Genomic DNA, 17,953 nt, shown 5'->3' on the forward strand with positions numbered 1-17,953 from the left:
GTGACTTGGCGTGGAACGTATCATCTCAAAAATATACATAATTAAATTTTTAACTTAAACAGCGCTAGCTGTCTATTTGCCACATCACAATGAGAGATAGAAAACGCCTCAAGCGCAAAATCTGGTGGCGAGTAGTGCACAATAGCTACTCACCACCAGACTCAAATCACTAATGGGACAATCCCGTTAACTTGTTAGGCTTCTTGCGCCAACGTCGCTGGTTTGAGAATCATGTCAATAGCCAGACCGAGTACGAGTGCCACTAGGGCAGGAACGAGCCATGCCATCTGCAAGTATCCCAGTGGGAAAAGATCAAGGAAGAAACGGAACGAGGAAAACGCACTGATCCCGGTGGCGTTCAACGCCTCTGGGATGGCCAAAGCTGCGGCAGTGTATGCAGCCAGACGGTAGGACCACGTTAAGTAACACCGAACAGCGAAGGCTTCAACCAACGCAACAACAATAACTGCGATCGTGATCGGATAAAGGAGCTGAGTCAACGGCGCAACGAGCATCAAGATGATATCCAGGCCGAGGTTAGACAAACCAAAAGCAACAACAACATGAATAATCAACCAGGTATGAGAGGAAAGTTGAGGCACGAGCTTGCTGAAGTAAGCCACTGACGCGGTCATCAGACCAAGAGCTGTAGTTAAACATGCAAGGAAAACGATCAAGCCAAAGATCATTTGCCCTGGGCGGCCAAAGAGTTCGTGGGAAACATTCGTAATGACCGCAGCGCCATTATCGCCGTCGCCCACTATTCCGATATTAACTAAGCCGAGATAGGTCAAAGCAAGCAGTACACCGGCAAGCACGGAGGCTTTGACCATACCCCCGTAGAGTTTTTTGCCGACAAAACCTGCACTTGCCAACGCTCCTAGAATAACTGGAGCAAACATGAGCGCCGCGAGGGAATCCATAGTGAAGTATCCTTCAATCAATCCCGTAGCAAATGGAGATTGCGCATACGATTCATTCGCCGCGTGATTCAGGTTCGGCAATAAATAGGACGATAATGACATAATTACCAGTAACACCAACAAAGCGGGGGTCAAATAGGCTCCGATACGCTCAATAATCTTCGCCGGTTGCAAAATTAATGCGTAACAGATCGCGAAGAACACTGCCGTATAGACAACCAGGACGATTTGGCCATCTCCAGCAAACGGAACAACACCCATTTCGAAGCTGACAGTTGCTACACGTGGTGTTGCATAGAGCATCGCGATCACAAGAAATAACACCGTAGTGAAGACCGCGCCGAACCGCCGACCAACGCGGTCAGCTATCCGGACTTCATTTTTCCGAAGTGTGCCAGCCGCAATCATGCCAAGGACAGTCAATGCGACGCCAGTAACGAGGAATCCAGCGATTGCCGGATATGCAGATTCGCCAGCATTAACACCAATCATCGGCGGGAAAATTAGGTTGCCTGCACCAAAAAACATGGCGAACAGAGCAAACCCGGAGAACAAAATAGATCTTGACGATTGAGAAAACATGGGATTAACCCTTTACATAATAGGAAAAAATGAGCTAGCACGCTTGTGCCGAAAGACGTGTCCAAGAAGATCGCGGACGGGGGCTTAACGCCCCTTAATAAGTCGTGCTCGGACAGGGTCGACGATCGCGCCAAGAGCAAGCGAAACAGATGCTAGTACACCAATTGGGATAGCAACCGCAAGCGAGACGAGGACACTGCAAGCTCCACAGAGCGCAGTAACAAGTGCTACATTGCAGGAAACAACGACGTTGTTCATCTTTCAGCACTTCCTTTCATCTCGTTGAGGCCATATGCCCCACCTACTATTTCTTTACCTTAAGAATAGGGTTCACTGAGGAAATACCCAAATTATTTTCGAAAAACGTGTACCATCGCTCAATATTTAAGATAAAAGGGACGACCTAGCTCACAAAATCATCCTTAAAGAGGTAGATCCTTCCTATCGAACCATACGATACCGACGATAAACAACACTAAACCGCCCAATCCGAGCCCGATGAGGTTCGCAGTCGGCGTCGCCCCATCGATAATCGCATCGGTATCGAAAAGTGTCACTGGTGTTAGCTTGCGCATCCATTCAAAGGAATCTGAAAGCTGTGCAAACATACTCATAATAAAGAACGAAACGCTCAACCCTGCCCCCACGAGCAACGAATAACGTGACATATTGAAAATACCTGACGCCGCAAAACAGATTCCTGCTATCAGGATGTGATAAGTAAAGATGCCGATGTTGAGCGAAATAAACGCCGAGACGTCAAGCTCGCCCGGCTGTTTGTAGTGAGCGAACGCTAAACCTGCCCCGCCGATTACCAACCACATGAGCGCAATTGATGAAATGAAATACAGCGCACTCGTCACTGTAATCTCACGTCGGGTAATAGGCGTGGACAAGAAACCCGCCATCGTTCCCCGATCAATCTTGTCCGCCAAAAGACGATTTCCCACGACGATGCTATATATTGTAGGAATTAAAATTGCGTGAACCTTATAAAAATTCCCAAGAAAACCGGTGAGAGAAAGCGACTTCGGGAGATCTCCCATAGCCCGAGAACCTCTCATGGCTTCTATCGATTTAATCGTTTCGGGAGTAAACACCGAAAGCATCATCATCAACAATGCGCTCACAACAAGCGTGATAATAACAAAAATTTTCATATTCTCGCGCGCAATAAAGCGGCCGTATGCAATCGACATCACGCCTCTTCCCCGTAAAAACCCATAAAGTATTCTTCTAAGCTTTGCTCACTTTCATGTAGACCAACAATATCCAGTTGCGAAAGAGTATGCATCAACTCGTTGAGGCGTGTACTGCTTAGCGTAATCGTTGCATGGGTTGCTTGAGTATCAGCTTCCGGGAAATCCTGCCGGAAACGCGCACAGTCGCCACGGGTAGCAAAAGTGATCGAATAGGTGGACTGTTTATTCCCACGGAAATCGTCAATAGGAACTTCGGTGACCAAGTGTCCGGCGCGAACCAAGCCTACCTGATCACACGTTTTTTCAACTTCAGCGAAAATATGCGACGACAGCATAATTGTTGCACCGCGCTGTTTTTCCTGACCAATAAGGTCCACAAAACGATCCTGCATCAACGGATCTAGCCCCGATGTCGGTTCGTCAAGTAACAAGTACTCTGGCTGATGCATGAACGCACTGACAATGGCGATTTTCTGTTTCATACCTTTAGACATGCGTTTCAGCGGTGCCCGCGGATTGAGCTCGAACATGTCCAGTAGCTCATTCATACGCGAGGTATCTTTCATCCCACGTAGTCGCGCGGTTAATTTGAGATATGCCAAGCCACTCATCGTTTGCGGAAATGCGATTTCACCCGGCAAATGCCCAGTAAGCAGCTGAATTTTCTTTTGTTCTTTCCAGCAATCAAGGCCAGCGATACTCACCGATCCATTATCTGCCTTGATGAACCCCATTAAATGCCGAATGGTCGTTGACTTACCAGCACCATTAGGACCTAGATATCCGTAAACGGAACCTGGTTTGACCTGTAATGATACGTCGAAAACGCCTTTATTTTGGCCATAGTCCTTTGTCAGACTTGAAACTTTAATCATATAAACTACTGTACTCGGTTCCTCAACGAAGGACGATAATCCGGGAATTTTAATAGTGAATGTTCATTGAGTGTGAACACATAGCTATATTGGCTGATAACATATTGGTGTTCTACGCGAAAGTAGCCCGAGGGCTACCAACTGCACTATGGGAGACAACGATGTCAGAAATTTTCCTCGAGCCATGGACTGAAGAAGACGGCAAAGCTCGGGTCAGCACACTTTTTACTCAGACTTTCAATAAGAAAGCATCCGTGTTCAGTTGTGCTCCAGGGCGAGTTAATCTGATTGGAGAGCACACAGATTACAATGACGGTTTGTGTTTACCTATCGCACTCCCCCACAAAACTTTTGTGGCTTTGTCATATCGCGATGACGACGTCGTGCGCCTCATTTCCGACCAGGGCGAACTGTGGCGTGGCAAGATTACCGATATCGTTCCTGGAATGGAACAATCTTGGGTGAACTACGCCGGTGGCCCAGCATGGTCACTAGGAATTGTTCGCGGATTTGATGCTGCGGTTGTGTCCTGTGTACCGTTAGGCGCTGGCCTATCCTCCTCGGCAGCTATCGAGGCTGCCATGGCTTTTGCGCTCCAGCCTCCGCAAAATGCTCACGATCGTCAGCCTATTGTTGACGCATGCATCCGAGCAGAAAACGAAGTCGCCAACGCACCGACTGGCGGTATGGATCAAACTGTTTCCATCTTCGCAAATCGTGGCGAAGCGGTATGTATCGATTTCTTCGAACATACTCAAACACATGTGCCAGCCGATTTTACCCAAGCTGGCCTTTGCCTCTTAGTTATCGACACCCGCGCAAAGCATTCACTCTCCGATGGCCAGTATGGAAAGCGTCGTGCACAGTGTGAACAGGCAAAGAAGGAACTTGGGCTAGCGTCGCTACGCAGTGCGCGACTTGCTGATGTCGATCAGCTTCAGGGTATTATTGCCCAACGCTTACGCCATGTCGTTTCAGAAAATACTCGTGTGAGCGATGCTATCGCAGCACTGAGCGCACGTGATTTCACCACTCTAGGTCAGCTATTCTTGCAATCGCATGAATCGCTTCGCGATGATTACGAGGTTTCCTCACCAGAGTTGGATTGTGCGGTCGAAACTGCAATGGCCCATGGAGCTTTGGGCGCGCGCATGACCGGTGGTGGATTTGGCGGATCGGCAATTGCCCTCATCCATGAGTCTCAGCGTGACGATATTGCTCGGGCTATCCGCGAAGCACATGTCGATGCTGGGTTCCCAGAACCCGCTTTCTTGGTCGCGCATGCAAGTAGCGGCGCGCACCTCATCGCTGAATAATGCCGGAGAAATCAGTTAGCTGTTCGCAATAAATGTGTGGTGGGCTAGCATTTCATGCCAGCCCACCACACATTAGTCGGTATACGTGACCGGCCCTTACTCAGTGGATTTACGCTCACGTTCTTCTGCGTGCTCATCAAGCTGGTCTTGAGCGGCACGCTTCGCGATTTTCGCCAACGGTTCGGGATCAACATCACCAAGAATCAGATGTCCAGAAGCGTGGTCGCCCAGTGCTTTGAGTGCGAGACGACCAACGAGTTGTTGATTCGTCGTCGAACGTGCCGAACGGTGTGAGGACAGGTAGCTGATTGTCCATCGCATGAGTGTCGAAATACGAGTCTTGAAACCAGACAGCGTCAAGATGTGGAGCAAACACCATGCCAACCAGGCAATAAAACCATCAAATTCAAGCTTGCCGATTTTTACAACGGCTTTCGACTTTGCAATCGTTGCCATCGAACCTTTGTCATTGTAAACAAACTTTTCTTCGGTGGGCTTGCCAGCAAGTCGGTTCTTGATTGTGCGAGCTGCGAATCGGCCCGGCTGGATAGCGCCTTGTGCGACACCTGGAACCCCATCGACGCTCATCATGTCACCTACGACGAAGATCTCTGGATAACCTGGGATTGTGAGGTCCGGATTGACCCGCACTCGACCAGCGCGGTCAAGTTCAACGCCAGTACGCTCAGCAAGCTTCTTGCCCAGTGGTGAGCCTTGCACGCCAGCAGACCACACTTTACAGATGCTGGAAATGGTTTGTTCGTTACCCGAGCGGTCACGCAGGGTGACGGTGTTATCTGTCATTCCGACAACCATCTGGCCCATCATGACGTCAATATCAAGCTTTTCGAGCGCTTTCCAGGTGCGTTTTCCGAGGCTCTCACCGAACGGCGGTAGCGGATAATCTGCACCGTCAACTAAAATAACGCGGGCTTCGCGAGGATCAAAGTTTTTGAACTCTTTGCGTAGAGTTTTCGACGCTAGTTCACGGATCTGACCGGCAACTTCAACACCAGTCGGGCCTGCTCCGATAACGACGAAGGTTAAGATTTCCTTGCGTTTTTCTGGGTCAGTTTCAAGCTCGGCAAGTTCGAATGCGCCGAGAATGCGGGCTCGGATTTCTAGGGCGTCATCGATAGTTTTCAATCCCGGGGCGAATCGAGCAAACTGGTCGTTTCCGAAGTAGGACTGGTCTGCACCGGCAGCGACGATGAGCGAATCGTAGGGGGTACGCATCTGCCGCTGGTGATAACGCCAAATAACTTCTTTCGCATCGACGTCAATGTCCTCAACTAAGCCAAGAAGAATTTCCGCATTGTTTTGACGTGAGAGAATCTCACGGGTGGTTGGCGCGATTTCTCCGGGTGAGAGGATTCCAGTTGCTACTTGGTAAAGTAATGGCTGGAAGAGGTGGTGGGTGGTGCGTGAAATCATCGTCACCGATACATCCGATTTTCTCAGTTCTTTGGTAGCGAATAGGCCGCCAAAGCCAGAGCCGATAACAACAACGCGATGTTCAGACACGCATACTCCTCTAAAGCAGAAACTAAGCTAGACTTTTAGCTTACTTTAATTACAGAACAGAATCGTTGCGTAAATTGTTAGAGTGCTTACTCTTTTGTCTTTGCTCATAGTGTTAGAGGCTCATAGCAAGTGAAAAACCGGCTACTCCGAGAAGTAAGCATCCGAAAATGATTGTCAAATATTCCGAACGTGCACGTTGAGCTAGTGGACCACCAACGATACCGCCAAGCATCGAAGCCACGCCAAAGACCAACGTTACCGGCCAGTCGATCTCTACCCCAGTACCGATACGTGCCACCAGTCCAGAAATCGACGTCATCACCATAATGAGCAACGACGTCGATGAGGCATATTGGATGGGGATGCCAAGAACTAAAATCAGCACGGGAACGACGACGAATCCCCCACCAACTCCAAAAAACCCAGTCAACATACCTGTACCTAGAGCTGTCACAACTACTGCCCATAAGGGACGCCTTGTGATATCGCCGTCCTGACTCGTTATGCTGTGCACGCGCAATGCACGTATTCCTTTTCGGAGCATCACGATGCCCACGAGGCATAGCAACACGGCAAACATCACGATCAATGCGTTATCAGCAACAAGGGGGCTAAGTCGCGAACCTACGATGGCACCTATGATGGCAAGCGCACCGAATGTGAAACCCGAAGAAAAGTGAATGTAACGCCACCGGGTAGTCATCGCAACCAGTGCTGTGAGACCTACAATAACGAGTGACTCAGCAGTGGCGTTGTGGGCAGGCTGCTGAAGTACATACACCAAGATGGGCACTGCTAAAATCCCGCCGCCAGCACCCAAAGCACCGACAACAATTCCGACACCGATACCAATAACTCCGGCTAAAAACAACACAACTTTCCTACTACGATATTTTGGATAGCGAAAGCGCCTTAGCACAATGATCTATCAGAACGTAGAAACCACGCCTTATATAAACATATATTACGCGGACCGTTAACGCATGATGCGTGAACGGTCCGCGTAACTCATCGACCAGTATAGTTACTGCATCGATTGATACTTGATATGGTTAGCGTGCTTCTCGGCGTGAGAAAGCTACTCCAGCTACGCCCACTAGCATGGCAAGCAAAGCAAAACCTGCGAAATTAATTTCGGCACCAGTTTTAGCTAGATTCTTGACTTTCTGTGGCTGAGTAGGCTTAGTCTTACCATTATCAGACTTGCCCTGATCGGGATTGCCCTGATCGGGATTGCCCTGATCGGAATTGCCCTGATCAGACTTGTCCTTATCCTCGTCTGATGTTGCCCCGCCACAGTCAACGGCAACCGTTAAGCCAGATTCGGTCTTGACAAGTTGACCAAATTCGTTTTCAACAGTCACTGGGAAGTTGTGCTTACCAGACTTGTCGCCACAGACCTCAGTTACTGGGAACATTGCGTTAGCTTGCCCAGCACCGTCAGTGGTAATAACTGATTTATGGCTTTCTGCATTGGGCTCAAGTAAATCGTTGTTGACGTCGACGGTTTTGGTTGCAGAACCAATATTCACAGTCACATTAGCTGCTTTGCCTGCGCCTTCAGTGAAGGAAAGACCACGGAGCGCGACAGGGAATTCGCCGGATGCAACTTCTGCTTCCGGAAGCGTCATGCCAACACCACGCTTGAGCATAGAAGAGGTTAGCTTTGGTCCGGTAACTTTCTTGAGATAGTTATTGAAACCATCTCGATCGAGTTGACCGAAGGTTGTTACTGGTAAGCCCTTTTCGAAGTATCCATCTCCGCCTTGAAGAACGAAAGTCATCGAACCGACATTGTAAGTCTTGTCCATATCCATCGGCTCGCCGTTAAGCAAAATCGAGGTAATGCGCTCGTTCATTGGGCGGGACGGATCATACGTGTAGGTAAGATTCGAGGAGGTGCCTAGACGAAGCATAGGGCGAGAATTTTGCGAGTTGAGGTTCTCTTTCCACTGGTTTTCTAATGCCTGCTTGAACTGTGCGCCAGTCATTGGCGAATATCCCAGTTCATTGGAAAATGGCAGAGCCTTGTAGGTATTAGCGTATGTCAATACGCCATTTTCAGGCACGAGGTCAGCACGCAGACCACCTGCGTTGACAACACCGAAATCAACTGGTGTCTTGCCATCAATAGTTACTTCGCTATGAATTGCGTCAGCAACAAGATTGCCCAACGTGGACTCTACTCCGCGGTTTGAGCCTGGGCCAGGTACGTCTTTGCCCGGCTCAAGGAAAACACCTCGACGCCATTCGGTAGTAACACCGGAAACAATTTCGACTTTACCGGCAACTTCTGCTGCTTTCTTGGCCTTCTCAACAACAGCGCCAGCGGTGGACGATGCCAAGCAACCAGCATCTGCGCCAGCTACGATTTCACCCGCTGGAATAAGGATGGAATCAGCAGTGACAACTTTCTTGGCGGTCTTATCGTACTGCAAGCGCACCAAGCCGAGATTGTCTGTGTAGGAGCCAGATGCAACGCCAGCTAGGAGTGGGTTTTCTGATTCTAGCTTGACTGTGGAATTCACATGATCAAATTCGTATGGGACATGGGTATCGCCTCCCATAAGAACATCAACCTCAGCTGGCATCTTTGGGTAGTTATTCTTGACGTCATCATCAAGCATGGCAACGACGATATCAGCTGTGCCGTCAGCCTTCAGTGTTTTTGCGAGAGTGGCGATCTCTGCAATGGGATCTTCGAAGGTAAGTCCCTTCGTTGTATCTGGGCTCAACTTATAAGGCACATCTTGTGCAATAGCACCAATAAATGCAATCTTGACGCCGTTGCGCTCAGCGATGGCATAGTTCTTCAGATATGGTGTCTCGACACCATTATCCATGTACGATCCCATTCCCTTAACATTGGCGCCCAAGTAAGGGAAACCAACCTTAACGAAATCTTCTGGAGCAGAGCCATCAACGCGCTGCTTGAAGACAGGCTGGCCGAGATCTAGTTCGTGGTTGCCGATGGTGGATCCTACAACTGGAAGCTCATTTAACGCAGCAATCGTTGGGTTATCTTTTTGTGAACCTGAGGTGTACGGCGAGGCGCCGATGTTATCACCGAGAAGAGTGAACGTGTAATTTGGAGTTTTCTTTTCTACTCCGTCCAAATAACACTGCACAGCCGCTAGACCTGCTTCGCGGACGGTTACTTTGTTTGTAACCTTGTCAGTCTTTTCTAAGCGTTCAATATGACCATGGATATCTGTCAGATTGTATAGGTCTAGTTCGACGATGTCGGTCGGGTCAGCAGCTGGTACTGCTGGAGTATCTTCTGCCCACGCCAAACTGGGAACAGTAGCTAGGGTAAAAGCAATGGTTGCGCCAGTCAATGGGCGCATAAACGTCTTTTTCATGAAGACAGTCTCCGTAACATGAGTGCCGTATAAGAGTACTTTCAGAATAACAAGCATCCCCGTGTTCAACAATACATAACTGTGTTTTAGTGTCACATACTGGGACGATGACGTATTTTCCCTCGTATCACGTGTTTCTTAAACGATCCGTAGCGCTAGTCGGTAACTACCGTTGATTTCAACCGCTAACTCTTGATCTGGATCGCTGCCCTGTATGCGCGACACTTCTCCGTAATTCCACACATCACGCTCTTTGTCCGATTGTGTTCCCAGCCAGTCAATTTCAGCAAGCTGCTTTTTAGATAGTGGACGGGCAGTCTCGACGTCGAACACAACGATATCGTCTATTCCACCGATCAGTTCTCCCAGTTGGCGGTCGCCGAGTTTTTCATTCGTGACCGCATAACGTTGCCCGTAAGCATAGAATACGTAAGCATTTTCCGGATCGAGGCGGAGGGATGCCTCGTGGCTATCACTGGACGCATCTTGCGCATGAGGTTGCGGAGTATAGAGTTCACTCCCTGGATCAAGCTGACGTTCGTCAACTGCGCGGTAACGTTGATTTCCAATATCGACGAGTAGTGCCGTGGATTCGCCGTGGTCCCGGTAGACGTTGAAAAATTGTATTGTATGGTTACCTGGCTGCTTTTGCTCGCCATCTACCGCAAGATCTGAGTCGTACATGGTGGTTGCATCTTGGTAGGCCACTACCTTGCCAGTTTTATCGACAACAACGAGCTGACGGATATATCCGATCCAGTCCCCGACTTGCTCGTCTTCTGCTCGCTGGGCGGTGATGGCATAGGTTATATCACCACACGAAAAATGCTGAATATCGGGATATCTCAGCTGACAGTGGATTTTGTCCCGTGCATAGTAGCGAGTGAGCGCCTCAAACGTTGAGCATCCTGAACATAACAACACTGTAGCTAACAGTAATGCAGGAATCCTTAGCCATTGTTGTATCCTCGACTTTTTATTCATAACTCGATTATGATGCATTCACACTCGAGTTGAAATAGCCCGGCTTCTACTTTTTTAGTAGAGCTACCTCTACCATCAGACTAAACCGCTAGCAGCTGATCGCGTGGCTGGCACTCCCCAATCGCTTGACGCACAACAGCGAGATAGTTATCGACTTGTTGTGGGCTGCGGCCAATAAACGCAGCCGGATCGAGCACTGCGTTCAGTTCCTCTTCGGTCATATTGAACTCGGCATGCGTGGCAAGCGCACCCAGAAGATCAAATGGTTCGCCAGCCTTCATCAAGGCAGTTGCACGGTGAGATTCTTCGCGAATCAATTCGTGTAATTCTTGCCGATCGCCGCCACGCTTAACTGCTTCCATCAAAATATTTTCGGTAGCAATAAATGGCAAATAGTCACGCACCGACTTTGCGATGATCTGGTCGTTGACATGCAGATTAAAGGTGACGTTCATACACAGGCGCAAGATTGCGTCCGTAGCCAAGAAGCCTTCTGGCATCGAGATACGGCGATTTGCTGAATCGTCAAGGGTTCGTTCAAACCATTGAGTTGCCGCCGTCATCGTTGGGTTGGCGACGTCGGACATAACGTAACGCGCCAGGGAACAAATACGCTCGGTGCGCATCGGATTGCGCTTGTATGGCATCGCACTCGAACCTATTTGCTGGGCCTCGAACGGTTCTTCGACCTGGCGATCGTGCTGTAGCAAGCGAATATCTTGCGCCATACGGTAGGCGCTTTGCGCAATCGACGACAAGCAGTTCATGATCCGCGCATCAAATTTACGCGGATAAGTTTGGCCGGCGACGTCAAAGAGTCGATCGAATCCGAAATCTTGAGCGATACGTGAGTTCATCTGATCTATACGGGCTTCATCACCGTCGAATAATTCCATGAAGCTCGCTTCGGTTCCAGTTGTTCCCCGGCAACCGAGGAAACGAACAGAAGATATCACGAAGTCGAGCTCTTCAAGATCTGCCATGAAATCTTGCAACCACAAGGTGGCACGCTTACCAACCGTCACTAGCTGAGCGGGTTGATAGTGTGTATAGCCAAGCGTTGGCATCGCGCGATACTGCTGGGCAAACTGCGCCAAATTAGCAATGACAGTACACAAGGAACGTCGCACATGCAGCAGTGCATCGCGGTAAATGACGAGATCTCCATTATCTGTCACGTAGCAACTGGTAGCACCCAGATGGATAATACCGGCAGCATCTGGCGCAACTTGACCAAACGCATAGACATGCGCCATCACGTCGTGACGCACCTCGGCTTCACGCGCTGCCACCACGTCCCAATCGATATCCGCCACGTGGTCTTGAAGTTGAGCAACCTGTTCATTCGAAATCGGCAATCCGAGTTCGTGCTGTGCACGAGCTAACGATACCCATAGCTTTCGCCAGGTTTCGATACGAGTTCGTTGAGAGAACTGCTCGACCATAAAATCTGAAGCGTAGCGGGTTGTGAGCGGATTGACATAGCGATTCTTGGCTGAATGATCCACGAGGAATGCTCTTTTCTGGGACACGTATTGCAAACAGAAATAAGTATAGGGCTGGCTGTGGAAGCTTGACGACTGCCACAGCCAGCCGGAGGTTATCTATCGGACAATGTAGGCTTCACGCTGCGCGCCAACACTGACGTAGCGGATGGGACAACCGAGCTGTTGTTCCACATATTCGACGTAAGCGCGTGCTTCTTCTGGGAGCTCTTCCCAGGTACGACAGTTGCTGATATCGCTCTTCCAACCGGGCAACTTGATTTCAATTGGCTTAGCAGCGTCAAGGTCAGCTGGGAATGGGAAATTTTCCGTCTTTCCATTAGGCGTCTCGTAGGCTACGCATACTGGAATCTCATCCATGTCAGAAAGCACATCCATCTTCGTCAACGCAATTTCAGATGCGCCCTGCATGTGAATACCGTAGCGAGTAGCAACCATATCGAGTGGACCCACACGACGCGGACGTCCGGTTGTTGCACCGTATTCGCCACCCGCATCACGCAAGTTGTCAGCCTTTTCGCCGAACCATTCACAGGTGAACGGACCGGCACCCACACAGGTCGAGTACGCCTTGACCACAGCCACTACCCGATCGATAGTCAGGCTTGGCAGGCCACTACCGACTGGAGCATATGCCGCAACAGTGTTCGACGACGTCGTAAATGGGTGAATACCGAAATCGATATCACGCAAGGCACCGAGCTGAGCTTCGAACAGGATGCGCTTGCCGTCCTTCTTCGCCTGAGATAGCACGTCGGCGGTGTTAGCCAAGTATGGCACGAGACGCATCGCCCAGGTGTCGATCCATTCCATGACGTCGTCCAGTTTCGCCTCTGGCGCCCCGTAAACCTTGGTAAGCGTGAGGTTCTTCCATTCAAGAAGGTCCGCGACATGTTGGCGGAGCCGTTCTGGATCACGCAATTCACCAGCTAGAATCGTCTTCTTTTGGAATTTATCGGAGTAGAATGGTGCAATACCTTGGCGAGTAGAACCGTACTGCTTGTCCGCCAAGCGCGCTTCTTCAAGGTTGTCAAGGTCGCGGTGCCATGGCAAGAGTAGCGATGCACGTTCAGAAACAACGAGGTTATCTGGCCCGACATGGACGCCTTGGTCTTTGAGAGTGTCGATTTCTCCAAAAAGCTGCTCGGCATTGAGTGCTACACCGTTACCCAAAACGTTGATCACGCCGTCGTTAAAAATGCCAGACGGGAGAAGGTGAAGTGCAAACGTACCATACTCGTTGACGACCGTATGGCCGGCGTTTCCGCCGCCTTGATAACGGACGACGACGTCGTAGTCCGCAGCGAGAAGGTCTACCATCCGGCCTTTACCTTCATCGCCCCAGTTCGCTCCGACAATGGCAGCGCAGGTGTCAACGTGTTGTTCTAACATTATTTTCCTCTTTCCTTGGTTTTCACCACGATGTAGGAACGGGAGCACCCTCGCGGTAACCGGAGGATGATTGGATACCCACGATGGCTCGTTGGGCAAATTCAGGGATGGTACGCGATCCGGCGTAGGTAAACGAGGAGCGCACACCGGAGATGATCTGATCGATGAGATCTTCAACGCCAGGTCGTTCTGGGTCGAGGAACATGCGCGCCACCGAAATACCTTCTTCGAATAGTGCTTTGCGGGCTCGATCGAACGCTTCATCAGCGGCGGTTCGGTTGCGTACTGCACGCTTGGATGCCATTCCGAAAGATTCCTTATATGGCCGTCCGTTTGCGTCATATTGTAGGTCGCCTGGCGATTCATATGTGCCTGCAAACCACGATCCGACCATGACGTTGGAGGCGCCGGCCGCGAGTGCGAGGGCGACGTCGCGCGGGTGGCGGACTCCGCCGTCGGCCCACACGTGTGCGCCGTATTTCGCGGCTTCGGCTGCGCATTCGAGCACGGCAGAAAATTGTGGGCGACCTACGCCGGTTTGCATACGCGTGGTACACATGGCGCCCGGGCCAACACCAACTTTGATAATCGAGGCGCCCGCTTCAACGAGGTCACGTACACCGTCAGCAGCGACGACGTTTCCGGCAACTATCGGGAAATCGGCAGGGACAACTGCACGCACTGCTCGCACTGCTTCGATCATTTTTTCTTGATGACCGTGAGCAGTATCCACGACGATGACGTCGGCTCCGGCGTCGACTAGCTTGCGAGCTTTGCCGGCCGGGTCGCCGTTCATACCGATTGCCGCACCGATTCTCAAGCGACCGTTAGCGTCAACTGCTGGTTTGTAGATGGTGGCACGTACTGCCCCGGCACGGGTAAGTACGCCGACGAGTGCGCCTTTGGTATCAACTACTGGAGCTAGTGGATGATGTTTGGCTTTGAGAATGTCGAAGGCTTCACGGGGATCGATTCCTTCTGGCAAGGTGAAGAGTTCGGTTGACATGACATCTTGAACCTGGGTGAAGCGATCGACACCGGTGATGTCTTTTTCAACAATGAGGCCAACTGGAACGTTTGTGTCTGGATCGACGACGATCGCCGCCCCGTGGGATCGTTTCGTCAATAGTCCTAGCGCATATCCGCAGGTGTGGTGCGGTTTCACAACAACTGGGGTGTCGTATACGAGATGGCGTGACTTAACGTCAGCGATTGTTGAGATGACGATATCGGTTGGGATATCTTGCGGGATGATCACGAGGCCGCCGCGGCGAGCAACAGTTTCAGCCATGCGCTTTCCAGCGATAGCTGTCATGTTGGCTACGACAAGTGGGATGGTTGTTCCCGATCCGTCACTCGTTGTTAGATCAACGTTGCTTCGAGAACCGACGTTAGATCGTGATGGAACCATGAAGACGTCGTCGTAGGTCAGGTCAAAACTAGGCGCAGTATTGTTTAAGAATTTCACTAAGAAACTCTATCGATGTTGCGAACCAAAAATCCAGAATTCAACACAAGTTCTCATATTGTGAAATAGACCCGTCCCACAAAGCGAGATGCGTATATACCCCCTTAGGACTTTGAGCTAGCGCAACAGAAACATTATTAGGGTACCCTAAATTACGCGATACTTTTATTAGTTCGATAGGACGTTTATGAAACTTTTTAAACTCGTTACCGCGCTAACAATAGGTAGTCTTTGTCTAAGCGCACTTATCATTCCAGCAACTGCAATCCCCTCATCTGCAGCCGGGAAGCAAGAAGGATTCAATATTTCTTTTCAAGAAATCACAGACGGCTCGCAACGCCATCTCCAATGGTCGCACACAAACTGCATCCCAGTTACCGGTGAAACTGCAACCGTCACATATACGATGACTAAAGATGGCACTAACATTCCCCTCAATGGTCAAACTCGATTGCAATTAGAGACTAACGATGCCGGTACTTACCACCTTGACGCAGTATGCACCTACAGCCAGTGGCTGGCACCGGTGAAAAAATCTATGGAGCTGAAGGTTAGCCCACTACCGCAAAGCCCCAAACCCCCGGAAAATAAACCACAAGACGATGGACCTTTCACACTTTATTTCGATAAAGTTGGCGAGGGCGATAACGCAAAATTAACGTGGCACACAACAGGATGCCGCGCTCCTTCTCCAGCGACGCTCACGCTCATGCGCGATAACAGCCCAATAAAAATAGATAGCCTCAGCGAGTTAACTCTTAAAGATCAGCCAGCTGGAACATACACAATGCGCGCTACATGTTCCCCTGAATGGCTTGTGCCAACTACTCTCACTAAATCTATCGTCGTACCTGCTTCGCAACCAGATCAGCCAACACCAGATCCAGAATCTACACCAGATAATGAAATGGCAATCAACCTAGCTGAGTTCACTGAGTCGCTAACTGGACGCACCTTATCTTGGAATGTTTCTGGTTGCTCTGTAACGAACCGCAAAACAGTCAATGTCTCCGTACTTTTCAATGGACATAAGGCGCAACTTCGACGTTCTTCACGAACCGAAAACGTGAATGCTTCTCAATGGCCAACTGGCGTCTACACAATCAACGCGCAGTGCCAATCACTTGACGGACAACAGGTTTACAGCACGCAATCACGCGATATAACCTTGACCCGTGCCAACTTGCCCGTCACTTTTGCTGGGGAGCCATTAAACTACCTCATTCCACGGCCTGGCGATCGTGTGCGTATCTCATCATATCCATCACATCAGCAGTTGCTTCTCACCGACGGCACCAAAGCCGAACCATTTGTTCCAGGTGAAGACGTCGAACTATTCGTTGCCTTCGATGATTCTTCAGAACGAACCAACATTGGACATATCACCGCTGACGATAGCGGTCACGTAGATACCAATATCTGGATCCCGCTCAACGACAAAGCCAAGAGTTTTACTATTTTTGCAATCGGAACAACGAATAAATATCAACTCGACTACCGTTCACTTCTCACATCAAAGCCTACATACGGCATTAAAGTATCTAAAGCCGATGCAACAGTTCGTAATATCCGCGTCGTTTCATATCGCAACGATGAACTATCCAGTGACAATGCTTTCACTAAGAACAGTACAATCACGATAAAAGTTCTCGATCCATCAGGATCAGTAGTCATGAGCACGCCTGCAACAACCACTAACGATGGTTCTCTAGATACCGTCGTCTCGCTGCCCAGCGGGCTAAGCGATGGGCGCTATACCGTAATAGCGGCCACTCCTTTAGCATTACGCGGCAACTATTCTGCCTACTTCTATCTCAAAGACAATGAGGCATGGGCACAATGGGATGAACCACCTACATCTCAGAGTGAGACACATGCTTGGGAGTTGTTGTATCCAGACATGACAGTCAAACAACAAGAAACCATCAAGAGCGCATTGACAGCAACTTTATTCGGTAAAGATCGCGGAGTGCCCCACGGCATCACGTACACTACTGAGGCCAGCACGCCAGATTGGGTACAAATCGATCCGACAACTGGAACGATCACGGCTACCCCCAACGAATACACCGCTATACAAAAGTACACTTTCACTGTTATTGCAACACATTCGGACGGTATAGCAACTAAATTGCCAGTGCATATTACTGTTCTTCCAGCAAATAGCTCCCAGCCTGATTCTTCTGCTTGGACGCTATCTTATCCAGACTTAACACTCAAACAGCGAGACACGCAAAAACTCGATGTTATTGCCACATTATTTGGCAAGAACCGCGGTATGCCAAAGGATATTATATTCAACGCTGGAGCACAGATGCCGAGTTGGCTTGACGTCGACCCGCAATCTGGAGCAATTACTGTCCATCCGGATGAGTATGTCGAGTTACGTGACTATAGCTTTACTGTGACTGCTGTGTACACAGATGGTACACACAAAAATATCCCGGTTAGGATCACAGTAATCGAAGCTGATCCCCAAACCACCTTCCCACTATTCCCACTCAAACCAGCTAAAAAGGTTATTCCAGCTCTAAAGCTTACTCCTGCCTTACCACGAACAGATCACACACCGGAGCAGAAGCCTCAAGAGCAGGACCAACAAGGACAACAGCAGCATCAAGCACAGACCCATCACGATCAGAAAGAGAAGCCACAAGCACCGATTGTACTTCCTACTCAATCAGCAAGCTTGGCAAAAACAGGTTTTACTGGATTGATTCTTGTAGGTTTCGCGTTATCATTCATTATAGTAGGAGGCTTATTCAGGTATAAGCAGCACTCATAATCCTCATTAGAAATAGCAGTGGGGAGTACATACCA

13 protein-coding genes are annotated in these 17,953 nt (G+C 49.7%); 2 read left to right on the forward strand and 11 right to left on the reverse strand.

Annotated features, from left to right (window positions below):
* Nucleotides 1-194: 194 nt before the first annotated feature.
* The 4 genes from brnQ to JTE88_RS05965 form a co-directional block, all read right to left on the reverse strand.
* The gene (gene brnQ, locus JTE88_RS05950; RefSeq protein WP_204423538.1) at nucleotides 195-1,505 is read right to left on the reverse strand and encodes a branched-chain amino acid transport system II carrier protein; all 1,311 of its coding nucleotides are present in this window, start codon (nucleotides 1,503-1,505) and stop codon (nucleotides 195-197) included.
* 84 nt (nucleotides 1,506-1,589) lie between these two features.
* Entirely contained in the window at nucleotides 1,590-1,763 is a 174-nt protein-coding gene (locus JTE88_RS05955) for a hypothetical protein (protein WP_204423539.1), read from the reverse strand.
* A 164-nt stretch (nucleotides 1,764-1,927) separates the two neighbouring features.
* Nucleotides 1,928-2,704 (reverse strand): ABC-2 transporter permease, encoded by a 777-nt coding sequence (locus JTE88_RS05960; RefSeq protein WP_204423540.1) that lies wholly within the window; start codon nucleotides 2,702-2,704, stop codon nucleotides 1,928-1,930.
* Nucleotides 2,704-3,582 (reverse strand): ABC transporter ATP-binding protein, encoded by an 879-nt coding sequence (locus JTE88_RS05965; protein WP_204423542.1) that lies wholly within the window; start codon nucleotides 3,580-3,582, stop codon nucleotides 2,704-2,706. Before JTE88_RS05965 ends, JTE88_RS05960 begins: the two co-directional genes overlap by 1 nt.
* 161 nt (nucleotides 3,583-3,743) lie before the next feature.
* Between JTE88_RS05965 and galK the strand changes: the two genes are divergently transcribed.
* Nucleotides 3,744-4,898, forward strand: a complete 1,155-nt coding sequence (galK, locus tag JTE88_RS05970) for a galactokinase (protein WP_204423543.1) — start codon at nucleotides 3,744-3,746, stop codon at nucleotides 4,896-4,898.
* 96 nt (nucleotides 4,899-4,994) lie between these two features.
* Here galK and JTE88_RS05975 read toward each other — a convergent pair whose 3' ends face one another.
* From JTE88_RS05975 to JTE88_RS06005, 7 genes are all read right to left on the reverse strand, one after another.
* Entirely contained in the window at nucleotides 4,995-6,422 is a 1,428-nt protein-coding gene (locus tag JTE88_RS05975; protein ID WP_204423545.1) for an NAD(P)/FAD-dependent oxidoreductase, read from the reverse strand.
* 112 nt (nucleotides 6,423-6,534) lie between these two features.
* The gene (locus JTE88_RS05980) at nucleotides 6,535-7,296 is read right to left on the reverse strand and encodes a sulfite exporter TauE/SafE family protein (RefSeq protein ID WP_204423546.1); all 762 of its coding nucleotides are present in this window, start codon (nucleotides 7,294-7,296) and stop codon (nucleotides 6,535-6,537) included.
* A gap of 178 nt (nucleotides 7,297-7,474) precedes the next feature.
* Complete coding sequence (locus JTE88_RS05985; RefSeq protein WP_239519499.1) at nucleotides 7,475-9,784, reverse strand: bifunctional metallophosphatase/5'-nucleotidase; 2,310 nt, start codon at nucleotides 9,782-9,784, stop codon at nucleotides 7,475-7,477.
* Between the two features lie 138 nt (nucleotides 9,785-9,922).
* Nucleotides 9,923-10,768 (reverse strand): NisI/SpaI family lantibiotic immunity lipoprotein, encoded by an 846-nt coding sequence (locus JTE88_RS05990; RefSeq protein WP_204423551.1) that lies wholly within the window; start codon nucleotides 10,766-10,768, stop codon nucleotides 9,923-9,925.
* A gap of 80 nt (nucleotides 10,769-10,848) precedes the next feature.
* Nucleotides 10,849-12,276, reverse strand: coding sequence for an adenylosuccinate lyase (gene purB, locus JTE88_RS05995; RefSeq protein WP_204423552.1), 1,428 nt, complete (start codon nucleotides 12,274-12,276; stop codon nucleotides 10,849-10,851).
* Nucleotides 12,277-12,372: 96 nt separating this feature from the next.
* The gene (locus JTE88_RS06000; protein ID WP_204423554.1) at nucleotides 12,373-13,665 is read right to left on the reverse strand and encodes an adenylosuccinate synthase; all 1,293 of its coding nucleotides are present in this window, start codon (nucleotides 13,663-13,665) and stop codon (nucleotides 12,373-12,375) included.
* Nucleotides 13,666-13,687: 22 nt separating this feature from the next.
* Nucleotides 13,688-15,133, reverse strand: coding sequence for a GuaB1 family IMP dehydrogenase-related protein (locus JTE88_RS06005; protein ID WP_204423555.1), 1,446 nt, complete (start codon nucleotides 15,131-15,133; stop codon nucleotides 13,688-13,690).
* A gap of 187 nt (nucleotides 15,134-15,320) precedes the next feature.
* Here JTE88_RS06005 and JTE88_RS06010 point away from each other — a divergent pair, with 187 nt between their 5' ends.
* The gene (locus tag JTE88_RS06010; RefSeq protein WP_204423562.1) at nucleotides 15,321-17,918 is read left to right on the forward strand and encodes a Rib/alpha-like domain-containing protein; all 2,598 of its coding nucleotides are present in this window, start codon (nucleotides 15,321-15,323) and stop codon (nucleotides 17,916-17,918) included.
* Nucleotides 17,919-17,953: the final 35 nt, after the last annotated feature.

Origin of the sequence: Arcanobacterium phocisimile, from assembly GCF_016904675.1 — a bacterium.
Lineage (GTDB): Bacteria > Actinomycetota > Actinomycetes > Actinomycetales > Actinomycetaceae > Arcanobacterium > Arcanobacterium phocisimile.

Bases quoted from the DNA above. Each gene is read 5' to 3' on its own strand.
- JTE88_RS05955 (WP_204423539.1), bottom strand. From the start codon at position 1,763: ATGAACAACGTCGTTGTTTCCTGCAATGTAGCACTTGTTACTGCGCTC.
- JTE88_RS05965 (WP_204423542.1), bottom strand. From the start codon at position 3,582: ATGATTAAAGTTTCAAGTCTGACAAAGGACTATGGCCAAAATAAAGGC.
- galK (WP_204423543.1), top strand. From the start codon at position 3,744: ATGTCAGAAATTTTCCTCGAGCCATGGACTGAAGAAGACGGCAAAGCT.
- JTE88_RS06010 (WP_204423562.1), top strand. From the start codon at position 15,321: ATGAAACTTTTTAAACTCGTTACCGCGCTAACAATAGGTAGTCTTTGT.
- JTE88_RS06000 (WP_204423554.1), bottom strand. From the start codon at position 13,665: ATGTTAGAACAACACGTTGACACCTGCGCTGCCATTGTCGGAGCGAAC.
- JTE88_RS05990 (WP_204423551.1), bottom strand. From the start codon at position 10,768: ATGAATAAAAAGTCGAGGATACAACAATGGCTAAGGATTCCTGCATTA.
- JTE88_RS05960 (WP_204423540.1), bottom strand. From the start codon at position 2,704: ATGTCGATTGCATACGGCCGCTTTATTGCGCGCGAGAATATGAAAATT.
- brnQ (WP_204423538.1), bottom strand. From the start codon at position 1,505: ATGTTTTCTCAATCGTCAAGATCTATTTTGTTCTCCGGGTTTGCTCTG.
- JTE88_RS05985 (WP_239519499.1), bottom strand. From the start codon at position 9,784: ATGAAAAAGACGTTTATGCGCCCATTGACTGGCGCAACCATTGCTTTT.